The organism is Novosphingobium terrae (genome assembly GCF_017163935.1).
Lineage (GTDB): Bacteria > Pseudomonadota > Alphaproteobacteria > Sphingomonadales > Sphingomonadaceae > Novosphingobium > Novosphingobium terrae.
In genome coordinates, this window is record NZ_JABVZR010000001.1 from 289,907 (window position 1) to 303,388 (window position 13,482).

The window sequence follows — 13,482 nt, forward strand, 5'->3', positions numbered from 1 at the left end:
AAACCGCCAGCCATTTCGGCTTAGGTACCTAACCGGATGGCAGGCGTTTAACGCTTTCCGGCCAAAGCCTTCTGCCTGCGCCGCTGCACGGAGGAGCCCAGCCCGATGGCCTCGCGATATTTGGCCACGGTGCGGCGGGCCAGATCGAAGCCGCGCTCTTTCAGCAGATCGACCAGCGTATCGTCGGAGAGAATCTTCTTGGGGTCTTCCGCATCGATCAACTGCTTGATGGCGGCCTTCACCGCCTCTGCGGAGACCGCGCCCTCGCCATCCGACGACGCCACGCCCGAGGTGAAGAAATACTTCAGCTCAAACGTACCGCGCGCGAAGTTGAGATATTTGTTCGAGGTGACCCGGCTGACGGTCGATTCATGCAGCGAGACCGCCTCGGCCACCGCCCGCAGGGTCAAGGGCTTCAGATGGCTGACGCCATGGCGGAAAAAGCCATCCTGCTGCTTCACGATCTCGCTGGCGACTTTCAGGATGGTCCTCTGCCGTTGGTCCAGCGCCTTGATCAGCCAGTTGGCATCGGCCAGCTTTTCGGAAAGCCAGCCCTTGCCCGCCTTGTCGTCGCAGCCGCGCCGCATCTCGACGTAATAGCTGCGGTTGACCATCAGCCGGGGCAGGGTGGCCTGATTGATCGCCACCATCCAGCCGCCATCGGTGCTTGGGGTGATCAGGATATCGGGCACCACCGGCTCGCCGCCGGTGCTGCCATAGCGCAGGCCGGGCTTGGGATCGTAATCGCGCAACTCGCGCAGCATATCGGCGAGGTCTTCGTCATCGACGCCGCACATGCGCTTCAGGCGCGGAAATTCGCCGCGCGCCACCATGTCCAGATTGTCGATCAGACGGGCCATGGCAGGATCATAGCGGTCGGCTTCGCGGGCCTGCAGGGCGATGCATTCCGAAAGGCTGCGGGCGCCTACACCGGTCGGCTCCAGCGCCTGCACCAAGGCCAGCGCCGCCTTCACCTCGGCCAGAGGGACGCGCAGATCCTCGGCCAGTTCGGGCAGGGAGATGGGCAGGTAACCGGCATCGTCCAGCTGGTCGATCAGGAAGCGGGCGATAAAGCCGATGCGCGTGGCTTCTTCGCCCGCCAGCGCCAGCTCCGCGCCGATCTGGGCGTGGAGGTGCTGGGCCAAACTTTCGCCACTGCCGCCGTGTTCCTCGATGGCCGGGCCTTCGCCGCCCGAGGCGATGATCGCCTCACCATCATAGGGGCCTTCGGCGGCCGGGGCTGGCGCCTCGAACGTGGCATCGCCGGTGTCGCGGTCCACATCCAGCGCGCCCGCGTCGATATCCAGTGGGCGATCCTCGCTGGCGCGGCCCTCACCGATCAGCTGATCGATGGGCGAGCTTTCCAGCGTGGTGCGGCGTTCCTCGGGCGCTTCGCCCGGCGTATCGGCAGCGGGCGCGCCGATTTCCAGCAGCGGATTGGCGTCCAGCGCGTCGCCGATAAAGGTCTCGATTTCCAGATTGGAGAGCGCCAGCAGCTTGATCGCCTGCTGCAGCTGCGGCGTCATCACCAGCGACTGGGATTGCCGCAGATCCAGCCGCGGCCCCATCGCCATGCCCTAGCCCCCCCGAGCCGACATCAGAGAACGGCCCCCGCTGCCATCACAGGAATGCCCCCGGCAGGGATCATAGTGAAAAGTTCTCGCCCAGATACAGGCGGCGCACGTTTTCATCGGCCACCAGCGCCTCGGGGCTGCCCGCGAACAGCACCTGACCGCCATAGATGATGGTGGCGCGGTCGCAGATATCCAGCGTTTCGCGCACATTGTGGTCGGTGATCAGCACGCCGATGCCGCGACCTTTGAGATCCTTCACCAGATGGCGGATGTCGCCGATCGAGAGCGGATCGATGCCTGCGAAAGGCTCGTCCAGCAGCATGATCGAGGGGCTGGCGGCCAGCGCGCGGGCAATCTCGCAGCGGCGGCGCTCACCGCCAGACAGGGCCATGGCCGGGCTGGCGCGCAGGCGGGTCAGGCCGAATTCGTCGAGCAGGCGCTCCAGCTCGCGGGCGCGGATTTCGGGATCGGGCTCGACCAGTTCGAGGACCGAGCCGATGTTCTGCTCCACCGTCAGGCCGCGGAAGATCGAGGTTTCCTGAGGCAGATAGCCCAGCCCCAGCACCGCGCGGCGGTACATCGGCAGCTTGGTGATATCCACGCCATCGAGCAGGATGCGCCCCGAATCCGGCTTCACCAGACCCATGATCGAATAGAAGCAGGTGGTCTTGCCCGCGCCGTTGGGGCCCAGCAGGCCCAGCACTTCGCCTTTCGCCACGGAGAGCGAAATGTCGGTCAGCACCGCGCGCTTGTCATAGCTTTTGGCGATGGAGACGACCTCAAGCCCGCTGAAGCTGGGGTTGAGGGAGCCGGCATTGGCCGAGGGGGCGGGGGCCGAAGGGGCGATGGTTTCAGTCATCAGAACGGTGATTTAGGCGCGGGATACGCTCGGGGCAAGGTGGTGAATGCATTCTGGCAGGTTTCGTGCATGGATCGCCGCATGAGTGATGCCTTTCCGACACCCGGGGTGGAGATTGCCCCGCGCCCTGTCGACCGCTAGAGGCTGGGCAATAGGCCGGATACTTTGACGGCTCTTTCCCGCCCGATCCTTGAGGACATCACCATCATGCTGAGCACCACTGACGCGCAGGAACGCGCCTCCGCCCTGATCGCGCGCGCGCGCCGCGCCGGGGCTGACGCTGCCGATGCGGTCTATGTCAGCGATGCTTCCGAAAGCGTGACGGTGCGGCTGGGCCAGCTTGAGGATGTCGAGCGTTCGGAAAACGAGCATATCGGCCTGCGGGTGTTTATCGGCCAGCGTTCGGCCACCATCGGCTCCTCCGATCTTTCCGATGCCGCGCTAGATGAGCTGGCGGATCGCGCTGTCGCCATGGCGCGTCTGGCGCCGGAGGACCCTTATGCGGGGCTGGCCCCGGAAGAGCTGCTGGTGAAAGGCGCCTTGCCCGATCTCGATCTGGTCGACCCCAAACAGCTGAGCCCGCAGGATCTGCGCGCTCTGGCCATGGAGATGGAGGAGGTCGCGCGCACTTACCCTGGCGTCACCAACAGCGAGGGCGCCAGCGCCAGCGCGGGCGGCGCGGTGGTGGCGCTGGCCACCAGCCACGGCTTTGCGGGCGCTTACGCTGGCACCAACCGCTCGCTGAGCGCGGGCGCCGTGGCGGGCGAGGGCAGCGCCATGCAGCGCGACCATGGCTGGCGCAGCGCAAGGCACAGCGCCGATCTGCTGCCCCCTGCGGAGATCGGGCGTCAGGCGGGCGAACGGGCGGTGGCGCGGCTCAATCCGGCGCGGGTCAAGAGTGGTCCGATGCCGATCATCTTCGATCCGCGTGTGGCAGGATCGCTGCTGGGGCCTTTGCTGGGGGCCATTTCGGGCTCTTCGGTGGCTCGGCGCTCCAGCTTTCTGCTCGACCGGCTGGGGCAGACGCTGTTCGACAGCGCGATCACCATCCATGACGATCCGCATTGGAAGCGGGGCATGCGCGCCCGCCCCTTCGATGGCGAGGGTCTGCCTACATCCCGCCGCGCGCTGATCGAACATGGCGTGCTGACCGGCTGGCTGGTGGACAGCGCCACCGGCCGCCAGCTGGGCCTTGCCCCCACCGGCCATGCCGCGCGCGGGGTGAGCGGCGCGCCCGGCGTGGGCGGCAGCAACCTGTTCATGAGTGCGGGCACGATCAGCCCGCAGGCGCTGATGGCCGATATCAAGGACGGCATCTACATCACCGATCTGATCGGCAATGGCATCAACCCGGTGACGGGCGATTACAGCCGTGGCGCCTCGGGCCGTCGCATCGTCAACGGCGAAGTGGGGGAGCCGGTGGCGGGCTTCACCATCGCGGGCAATCTGATCGATATGTTCGCCGCCCTGACCCCGGCGGACGATCTGGAAGACTGGCGTGTGATCAATGTGCCCACCCTGCGCGTGGACGGCATGGTTGTGGCGGGGGATTGAGGGCGGGGCACCTTGAAAATGACTCTGGTTCTTCGCCTGATAAGCGGAACCAGAGTCATTTGAAACTGCTACAATTTATCTTGCTGCGTCTGTGTCCGCAGCATCGAGAAGCCGAAAATCGACTTCATAGGTCATGAAAGATAGGTTGCTGACTGCGGAAACGGCATAATGAAGCTTATTGTCACCCTCTGGCGCGATAATGATGCCTTCAACGGTGTCTCCGATCTCTGCAATATTCTTCTGAATCCATCCCATATATCTGAGTACTTGCCCGACGGTGGAATCGGAAGATTTCCCGCGTTTTAATTCGACGATTAGCCAACGTCTTTCGTGCTTGTGGCGAGCCAGAATGTCTATTCTGCCGACTTCACAAGGATATTCGTAACCAGCGTTTGGATCTTCAGGTGTGGAATAGGTTTCCCAATTTTGCCCCAAGCTGATGTTCGGCCAGTTGTCGTAAAGAAAATCGTGAAGATGGCGTTCGAGGCCAAATTGGGTCCTGCCGTCAAAATTTGCTTCGACAATGTCGCTCGGGAATTCGTCTGCAGCCGGCATTCCTTCGTGGTCTGGCTGCAGCGCCCACCACAACGCGTCGAGCGTCCAGAGGTCAAGATTCAGATCATGCCCAAGCCTTTTGAGAATTTCGTTGATTTGAGCGTATTTGGCGCCAAAACTTGTTCCGCGTGGGAAGGTCGGCATCAGGCCAGTTGTGATCAGGCCACCTTCTGAAATGTTGTTCCACACCCCATAATTGTCTGGGTAAGCGACTTGCAGCAGGGCTGTGACAATACCTTTACCCAGCCCTTTGATTCGGAAAACAGCTTCATCCACTCTGGTTGCGATTGGTTGAGTTTCATCAACCAGCACCATGAGAGCCTCGCGAAATGCGGTCATATCGCCGCAGATTCTGTTGACCTGCCGGAAAAGGCCCGACCAGTGCTTATTATTCTCAAAATAAAAGAAGGGCTTGATCTCTTCTTTCGAGAGATGTGGTATTGCCTCTGGCCGTAGCAGAGGCTGAAAGCGTGCCAGAACCTCGTTACGGGCAAGGACGATTTTCTCGACCTCTTGAACGCTGCCCATTTTTGCTTTGGCCTGCCGTAGTTGACCAAGCGCGACAGCATATTGCTCTTCGTTCATGATTGTCGTTCCCCTGGCTGGCCCGTGTTGTGATCGGCCTGCAAGATAAAGGTAAACATTTAAGGAATATTCGAATAGATGTTGATGAATTTTTTTATATAAAACTGAAGGGTATATTGCAGAATTTTTCGATTATTTTGCTCCACAGCAAAAAGGCGGCCCCTTGCGGAGCCGCCTCTTCATATCAGCCTTCAGCGTTTAAAGCTTACTTGGCCTGATAGCGCGCGATGGCTTCCATCACGATGCGGCGAGCATCGGCGGCAGTGCCCCAGGTGCCCACGCGGACCCACTTTTCCTTCTCCAGATCCTTGTAATGGGTGAAGAAGTGCTCGACCTGCTGCGAGATGATGTCGGGCAGATCTTCCTTTTCCTTGACGTTGGCATAGTAAGGAAAGGTCTTGTCGTCGGGCACGCAGAGCAGTTTTTCGTCGCCGCCGGCTTCATCTTCCAGATTCAGCACGGCGATGGGGCGCGCGCGCACCACCGAACCGGGCACGAAGGGCGAGCGGGCCACGACCAGCGCATCGAGCGGATCGCCATCGGGCGAGAGCGTGTGCGGCACGAAGCCATAGTTGGCGGGATAGCGCATCGGCGTGTGCAGGATGCGGTCCACGAAGAGCGCGCCCGAATCCTTGTCGAACTCATACTTCACCGGTTCGCCGCCGGTGGGCACTTCGATGATGACATTGAGGTTGTCAGGCGGATTCTTGCCCACCGAAATCTTGGAAATGTCCATGGCACCCATCGTTTTGAAACGCGCATAGGGCATCAGCCCGTCGCGCAGGAAACTTACCTAAGGCCAGCCCTAGACGGCGCTCTGCTGCATTGCAACGGGGCCCTTGGGTCGAAAGCATGTCGAAAGCGCTATTTTGGAACATTTGCGCGATGCATTGTTCCGAGATCGCTCGTTTACCCGCCAGCGGTGACGTTGATGGTGAAAGCCAGCACGATCAGATTGTAAAAGAAGGCCGCCGCGCCATGCAGCGTGGCAAAGCGGCGGATCGCCGGATCGGTGATGGCCACATCCGATGTGGCAAAGGCCATGCCCATCGTCAGGGAAAAATAGGCGAAATCCCAGAAGTTGGGGCAATAGCCATCCTTATCCGCCGGGAATTTCAGCCCGCCCTCGGTGCCGTCGCCATAGAAGAGATGAGCGTAATGCAGCGCGCAGATCAGATTGGAAAAGACCCAGGCCACCACCAGAGAGGCCAGCACCAGCAGCATCGAGAGCATATGGCCCGCGCCTGATTCGCGCCGTGCATCGGGCAGTTCGATCGCCACGCCGGTCACCATCACCGCCATCAGCAGGCTGGTGATGATCAGCACGCCCAGCCGCCTTGCGTCATTGTCGCGCGCATGGCGGCGCATTTCGCCGGGGGTATGATCGCGGGTCAGCGGCCAGAGCGACAGGCTGAAGACCAGCACGCCGACATCGAAACCGCCCAAAAGTGCCTGACTCCAGCGCTGGGCCAAAGGCATCAGGGCTGCCCCGGCCAGCGCGAAACTGGCCAGGAACAGCATGAAGCGTGGGGGCAGAAACCAGCTCCATCCCCACGCTTTCGGGGGCTGTTTCGCCCCCATGCGCTTACTTCGCGCCCGGGCGACGCGGCGCCAGCAGCAGGTCGAGGCCAGCCTCGCCCTTCACGGTCTTTTCCAGCCAGGGGTAACGCAGGCCGCCATGGTAATCGATGGCGATGGTCTGCACCCGGTCACCGCGCTGGACCACCAGCGAGATCGGCTGGTTGCTGGTCTTGGCGGCGGTGACGGCGGCCTTCATATCGTCCGCGTCATAGCTGCGGCCATTGATGCCCACGATCTTGGCACCGGTGACCAGACCCGCGTTGAAGGCCGGGCTGCCCCAGACGGTGCTGGTGACCTTGCCTTCCTTGTCGATGCCCACGCCCAGCGAGTAGGACAGGCTGACGCCGCCCTTCGACATGCCGATGCGGCCCTTTTCATAGGGGTTGGGCTCTTCCTTCCAGACCAGCTTGTAGCCGCCCTTCTCGATGCCGGTCAGCGGCACGGGTTGGCCCGGCGTCTGGAAGCGGGTCTTGAGGAAGCTGGCCCAGTCATGCGGGTAGACGGTGTTGAGCGCCGTGACGACATCCTCGAACTCATAGGGCACTTCGCCCCAGTCGCCGTTCTTGATGCCGAAGAAGACCTTGGCGAAATCGTCCAGGCCCTTCTTGCCGCCGGTGCCTTCGCGGATGATCTGGTCGGCTTCCACCCAGACCAGCGCGCCTTCGGTGTAATAGTCCTCGTTGCGGTCCATCGTGGCGAAGGGCTTGGGGCGGCGGTTGGCGATGATGGGATCATGCGTGGTGTCTTCCACGCTGCGCCATTCGCGGCCGGCCTCATAGGTGAAGTTGCCCGCGTAAGCGGCGAATTCGCCCAGCACGCTTTCCTTGCTCTGCACGCCCGAGCGCGCCGCCAGCACCAGACCCCAGAACTGGTTCTGGCCTTCATAGACCCACAGCAGATTGTCCTGCATCGGCTGGCGATAGTCGGGCGTCCACAGCTTGGCCGAGCGGCGGAACTTGCCGTCCCAGCTGTGGCTGATTTCGTGCGGGATCACGTTGCGGGCCCAGTCGAACTCCTTCCAGTCGGTCAGGGCCTTGGGCTGCATCGAGTTCTCGGAGGAGCGGTGATGCTCCAGACCGATGCCGCCCAGCTTGTCGGAGAGGGCGAGCAGAATGTCGTAATGGTCGAAGTGATGTGCGCCGTAATTGATGAAGGCCTCATCCACCAGCGCCTTATAGGCGGCGACATTCTCGGGCTTCACATTCAGATTCTCGGGGCGGTCGGCCACGACATCGAGCGAGACATCCTTGCCCAGATCGAATCGCTTGAAGTTCACACCGGCGAAGACGGGCGAATCGACCAGCGTGTCGTACTCCACCTCATTCCAGGTCACGGTGTCTCCGGTCTGGGTCTTGCCGTCCAGCGCGCTGGCCACGCCCCAGCCGGTGGGGAACTTCACGGTCGGCTTGAACTTGATCTGGCGGACGTAATGGCCGGCCGGATACAGGCTCATGCGGTCCCACTGCAGGTTGAGCATATCGGGCGTGACGGTCACGCGGCCTTCGCTCGACTGCAGCGGCGAGGTGTTGATGAACTTGGCGACGACGGCCTGCGTACCCTCGGGCACATCGACGTGGAAAGCGAAGACTTCCACCGGATCACGGTGCCATGTCAGCAACTTACCGTTGGCGAAGAACTGCACGCCGACCAGCTGGTCCATCGTGCCGCCCGGCGAGTGATGGCCCGGAATCCACTGCGGCAACTGCAGAATCAGATCCTTGGTGCCGGCGGCAACCGGGATGGTTTCCGTCACGCGGTAGGCCGCGCGCACCGTGTCGCTGGCATCGATGTCCAGCGTGATGGTGCCGACATAGGGCGTGTCCACCGCATCGGGCACGCTGTGGGGCAGCGGCACGGCCTGCGGGGCGGAGCGCGGGAGGCTCTGCGCGCTCTGCGCCATGGCGGGGAGGGCAACGGCCAGCGTGCTGGCTGTCAGGGTGAGGGTCAGCGCGAGACGCGCGGCGTTGCGGAGCTTGTTCATGGGGCGTTTATCTGGCGCGAACCGGAGCGGCTCGCAACAATCTTCTGCGGGGCAAATGGCGAATTGCGCAGTTTTGATATCTTCACTGACACTGATGTAGGTGGAACTGTGTGCAAACGGCGCAAACAGGTGCTTCACTCTACGCGCGCGGGCGGCTATCGGGCATGCCCATGAGCAAGAGTGAAAAGCCCGCCCGTATCGAGACTCCGCAGGCCATCCGCGGCACGCAGGACATTTTCGGCGCCGATGCCGAGGCCTTCGCCCATGTGGTGGAGACCTTCGAGCGTATCCGCCGCCTGTACCGCTTCCGCCGGGTGGAGATGCCGGTATTCGAAAAGACCACGGTGTTTTCGCGTTCGCTGGGCGAGACGACCGATGTGGTGTCGAAGGAAATGTACTCCTTCGAGGATCGCGGCGGGGAATCGCTGACCCTGCGCCCGGAGTTCACCGCGGGGCTTTCGCGGGCCTATATCACCAATGGCTGGCAGCAGTATGCGCCGGTCAAGCTGGCGACCCATGGCCCGCTGTTCCGCTACGAGCGCCCGCAAAAGGGCCGCTATCGTCAGTTCCACCAGCTCGATGCCGAGGTGATCGGCGCGGCGGAACCCACCGCTGACGTGGAACTGCTGGTGATGGCCGATCAGCTGCTGAAGGAGCTGGGCATTGCCGATGGCGTGACCCTGCAGCTCAACACGCTGGGCGATGGGGAAAGCCGCGAGGCCTGGCGCGCCGCGTTGATCGAGTATTTCCGCGAGCATAAGGCCAGCCTGAGCGAGGATTCGCAGGACCGCCTTGAGCGCAACCCGCTGCGCATCCTCGATTCCAAGGACCCGCGCGACAAGCCTTTCACCGTGGATGCCCCCAAGATCGACGATTACCTGTCGAGCGAGGCGCAGGATTTCTTCGCCAAGGTGACGGCGGGTCTGGATGCGGCGGGCGTGGCCTGGACACGCGCGCAATCGCTGGTGCGCGGGCTGGATTACTATCGCCACACGGCGTTCGAATTCGTCACCGACCGGCTGGGCGCTCAGGGCACCGTGCTGGGCGGCGGGCGTTACGACGGATTGATGGGATCGCTGGGCGGCGCGCCGACTCCAGCTGTCGGCTGGGCGGCGGGCATTGAGCGCCTTGCCATGCTGGTGGCCGATGCCGGTCAGGTGGCTGAGGATCGCACCGAGGTCACCGTGGTGGTCGAGGATGATCGTGCGCTGACCGTGGGCATGGGCCATGTCGCGGCGCTGCGTCGCGGCGGCCTTTCTGCCGAACTGATCGCCAGCGGCAGCCCCCGCAAGCGTTTCGACAAGGCCGTGAAATCGAACACCCGCGCCATTCTGGCGCTGGGCTGGGGTGACGAGGGCCTGACTACCCGCCTGCGCAATGTCGATGGCGATGTGGCGCGTATCGAGGCTCTGATTGCCTAAATGAGCATTTCCGACGCCCGCCTTGCGCAGATCGGGGCGCGTTTTGCCCAGCTTGAGGCGCGGCTTGCCTCGGGCACGCTGGAGGGCGGCGAGTTCGTCGCCGCCAGCCGCGACTATGCCGAGCTGGAGCCGGTGGCCCGCGCCGCCGCCGCCGTCTCGGCCATGCGCGTCGAGCAGGCCGATCTCTCGGCGATGCAGGACGATCCCGAAATGCGCGCGCTGGCGGAGGAAGAACTCGCCCGCCTGCGCGAGGATCTGCCCGAGGCCGAGCGCGCGCTCTCCATCGCCATGCTGCCGCGCGATGTCGCCGACAGCCGCCCGGCCATGCTGGAAATCCGCGCGGGCACAGGCGGCGATGAGGCCGCTCTGTTCGCCGCCGATCTCTACCGCATGTATGAACGCTTCGCTGCCGAGCAGGGCTGGCGTGTGGAAACCGTCTCGGTCAACGCCAATGAGCTGGGCGGCTTCAAGGAAGTGGTTGCCAACATTGCGGGGCAGGGGGTCTTCGCCAAGCTGAAGTTCGAGAGCGGCGTGCATCGCGTGCAGCGTGTGCCGGTGACGGAATCGGGCGGGCGCATCCACACCAGCGCCGCCACCGTCGCCGTGCTGCCCGAGCCCGATGAGGTCGATGTCCAGCTCGATGACAAGGACATCAAGATCGATATCTATCGCGCGTCGGGCGCGGGCGGTCAGCACGTCAACACAACCGATTCGGCGGTGCGCCTGACGCATTTACCCACCGGCATCGTGGTGATCTGTCAGGACGAGCGTAGCCAGCACAAGAACAAGGCCAAGGCCATGCAGGTGCTGCGCACGCGCATCTACGACCAGCGCCGCGCTGAAGCGCAGGGCGCCGAGGCCGAAGCGCGCAAGGCGATGGTCGGCAGCGGCGACCGCTCCGAGCGCATCCGCACCTACAATTTCCCGCAGGGCCGCGTGACGGACCATCGCATCAACCTGACCCTGCACCGCCTGCCCGAAGTGCTGGAAGGGCCGGGGCTGACTGAACTGGTCGATGCGCTGATCGCCGAGGATCAGGCCAAGCGTCTGGCCGCCATCGGTGAGTGACACGGTAACGCAGGCGCTGCGCGAGGCTGCAACGCGTCTGGCGGAAACCAGCGACACGGCGCGCCTCGATGCCGAAGTGCTGATGGCCCATGCGCTGGGGGTGACGCGCTCCGCGATGTTGCTCAGCCATGGGCGCAATGCCGTGCCTGAAACTTTCGCAGCGTTGATCGACCGGCGTCTGCGCCATGAACCCGTCGCCTATATCACCGGATCGCAGGAATTTTTCGGGCTGGACTTCAAAGTCTCTTCTGATGTGCTGATCCCGCGTGGTGATAGCGAGGTGCTGGTGGAGGCTGCTTTGGCCGCCAGACCTGACGCCAAACGCGTCCTCGATCTGGGGCTGGGGTCCGGCGCTCTGCTGCTGGCGGTGTTACACAACCTGCCCGGGGCGCAAGGCATCGGCATCGAACGCTCGCCGGGCGCGCTGGCCGTGGCTCGCGCCAATGCGCAGGCCCTCAACCTCACCCCACGCGCCGATCTGCGCCCCGGAGACTGGACGCAATCCGATTGGACCACAGATCTGGGCCAGTTCGACCTGATCCTCGCCAACCCGCCCTATGTCGAGGAGAAAGCCCTGCTCGATCCTTCCGTGCGCGATCACGAACCGGCCAGCGCCCTTTTCGCCGGGGCCGAGGGTCTGGACGATTACCGCATCATCCTGCCCGCGCTGCCCGCCCTGCTGGCGCCGCGCGGCGTGGCCCTGATCGAGATCGGCTATACCCAAGCCGAAGCTGTGTCTGCTCTGGCGGAAGCCCAAGGCCTCACCGCAAAGCTTCATCGCGATCTTGGCGATCGGCCCCGCGTGCTGGAAATTTCTTCCTCTGCACCTTCGTCGCATTAAGATTCCGCTTGGCTTTTGGCCCCATGACCCCTAAATGAAGCCAAGGCACGCCGAGGGATGAAATCTTCCCCTCTGGCAGGCCGAACTCCAGCATCCATGTCGGGGCCGGGCATTCCGCTCAAAGGTCTTGGCACATGCAGGCGGGCCAGATGCGGTTCGGGCTTGAACGAACCGATCGGGCGCAGGGCCTTACAGGCTCACGTCAAACAATAGGCCCCGGGGGAAGGGCCGAAGGATAGGACGGATGGCTGATCCGGCGGCGCATTATGGCCGCGTGGCAGTCCGGTTTAAGGAAGACCGATCCCTTGAACAACAATCGTGGTAACAACAACAACAACCGTCGGCGCAGCCGCGGTAATGGCAACGGCAATGGTCGCCCGCAGGGCAATGGCGGTGGGGCGCAGCTCAACCGCATTGACAGCCGGGCGCGGGGCAATGCGCCCCAGCTGCTGGAAAAGTACCGCAAGCTGGCCCATGACGCCCATCTCAATGGCGACCGGGTGACGGCGGAGTACTATCTCCAGTTCGCCGACCATTATTTCCGCGTGATCGCTGACACCCGTCTGCGCCAGGAAGAGGCCCGCGCCCGCCGTGAGGACCGCTGGCAGGACAATGGTGAACCGTTCCGCGATGAAGGCGAAGACGCCGCTGAATTCTCGGTGGAGAGCGATTTCCCCACCTTCGATCAGCCGGTCTACACCCGCCGCGAGCGTGAAGAGCCCCGCAACGAGCAGCGCTCGGATCAACAGCGTTCCGAGCAGCCGCGTGCCGATCAATCGCGGGGCGACCATCGCCGCCGCGACGAGCAGGGGCAGCGTGAGCAGCGCGACTACCGTGAGCGCGATAATCGCGACCGCGATAACCGCGATAACCGCCAGCGCGACAATCGCGAGCATGAACCCCGCGAACAGGTTGCCGCTCCCGTCGAATCGGCTGAGGCGCAACCCGAGGCGGAAGGTCAGTCGGTGGTCTATGAGCCCGCCGAAAACCCCTTCCTGCGCGAAACCCGCGCGAACCGCGGCGTGCGTCCACGCCGCGAGGGCCGTGAAGAGCGCCCCCGCCGCAAGGCCGAGCCGCGCGCTGAAGCCGAGGCTCCTGCCGCAGCGGTAACGCCGCCGAGCTTCGATGCCTCTTCTCTGCCGCCGTCGATCTCGGCTGGCCGCAAGAGCGAAGCGGCTGCCGAGGCTCCGGTTGCGGCTCCGGCCCCTGCTGCCGAGCCCGTCGCCGAGGTTGCGGTGCCCGCCGAGAAGCCCAAGCGCCCGCGCGCGCCGCGCAAGACGGCGGCTGAAAAGGCTGCCGAAGCCGCCGCCAAGGCCGCTGAGGCCGAGCAGATCGGCTGATCTTGCGCTGCCCTCCGGCTGACGGAGGGCGGGCAAACCAGACAAGACCGGGGCGGTTGATCCGATGCTATCGGGCCAACCGCCCCGGGTTTTTGTGCGTTCCGCGTTTTCTTGAAGGCTGGG

11 protein-coding genes are annotated in these 13,482 nt (G+C 63.7%); 5 read left to right on the forward strand and 6 right to left on the reverse strand.

All coding sequences use genetic code 11. The features are described from left to right. Positions 1–47: 47 nt before the first annotated feature. The gene (rpoN, locus tag HGK27_RS01400; protein WP_206238131.1) at positions 48–1,574 is read right to left on the reverse strand and encodes an RNA polymerase factor sigma-54; all 1,527 of its coding nucleotides are present in this window, start codon (positions 1,572–1,574) and stop codon (positions 48–50) included. Positions 1,575–1,644: 70 nt separating this feature from the next. Next, positions 1,645–2,433: an LPS export ABC transporter ATP-binding protein gene (lptB, locus tag HGK27_RS01405; protein ID WP_206238132.1), complete on the reverse strand. Its 789-nt coding sequence runs from the start codon at positions 2,431–2,433 to the stop codon at positions 1,645–1,647. Positions 2,434–2,640: 207 nt separating this feature from the next. Between lptB and HGK27_RS01410 the strand changes: the two genes are divergently transcribed. After that, a complete protein-coding gene (locus tag HGK27_RS01410) occupies positions 2,641–3,987 on the forward strand; it encodes a TldD/PmbA family protein (RefSeq protein ID WP_206242677.1) in 1,347 nt (448 codons plus the stop codon). A gap of 75 nt (positions 3,988–4,062) precedes the next feature. On the opposite strand, the gene HGK27_RS01415 is transcribed toward HGK27_RS01410, so the two are convergent. The 4 genes from HGK27_RS01415 to HGK27_RS01430 form a co-directional block, all read right to left on the reverse strand. Next, positions 4,063–5,127 (reverse strand): endonuclease NucS domain-containing protein, encoded by a 1,065-nt coding sequence (locus HGK27_RS01415; protein WP_206238134.1) that lies wholly within the window; start codon positions 5,125–5,127, stop codon positions 4,063–4,065. A gap of 205 nt (positions 5,128–5,332) precedes the next feature. Continuing rightward, positions 5,333–5,863 (reverse strand): inorganic diphosphatase, encoded by a 531-nt coding sequence (gene ppa / locus HGK27_RS01420; RefSeq protein ID WP_068094741.1) that lies wholly within the window; start codon positions 5,861–5,863, stop codon positions 5,333–5,335. Positions 5,864–6,036: 173 nt separating this feature from the next. After that, a complete protein-coding gene (locus HGK27_RS01425; protein WP_206238136.1) occupies positions 6,037–6,708 on the reverse strand; it encodes a DUF1345 domain-containing protein in 672 nt (223 codons plus the stop codon). A 4-nt stretch (positions 6,709–6,712) separates the two neighbouring features. Then, the gene (locus HGK27_RS01430; RefSeq protein ID WP_206238137.1) at positions 6,713–8,689 is read right to left on the reverse strand and encodes a M61 family metallopeptidase; all 1,977 of its coding nucleotides are present in this window, start codon (positions 8,687–8,689) and stop codon (positions 6,713–6,715) included. Between the two features lie 170 nt (positions 8,690–8,859). Here HGK27_RS01430 and hisS point away from each other — a divergent pair, with 170 nt between their 5' ends. The 4 genes from hisS to HGK27_RS01450 all read left to right on the forward strand — a co-directional run bounded on the left by hisS (position 8,860) and on the right by HGK27_RS01450 (position 13,359). Then, complete coding sequence (hisS, locus tag HGK27_RS01435; protein WP_206238139.1) at positions 8,860–10,110, forward strand: histidine--tRNA ligase; 1,251 nt, start codon at positions 8,860–8,862, stop codon at positions 10,108–10,110. Then, complete coding sequence (gene prfA / locus HGK27_RS01440; RefSeq protein WP_206238141.1) at positions 10,111–11,178, forward strand: peptide chain release factor 1; 1,068 nt, start codon at positions 10,111–10,113, stop codon at positions 11,176–11,178. After that, complete coding sequence (gene prmC, locus HGK27_RS01445; RefSeq protein WP_206238143.1) at positions 11,171–12,019, forward strand: peptide chain release factor N(5)-glutamine methyltransferase; 849 nt, start codon at positions 11,171–11,173, stop codon at positions 12,017–12,019. Before prfA ends, prmC begins: the two co-directional genes overlap by 8 nt. Before the next feature lie 305 nt (positions 12,020–12,324). After that, complete coding sequence (locus HGK27_RS01450; RefSeq protein ID WP_241126772.1) at positions 12,325–13,359, forward strand: DUF4167 domain-containing protein; 1,035 nt, start codon at positions 12,325–12,327, stop codon at positions 13,357–13,359. The last annotated feature ends 123 nt before the right edge of the window (positions 13,360–13,482 follow it).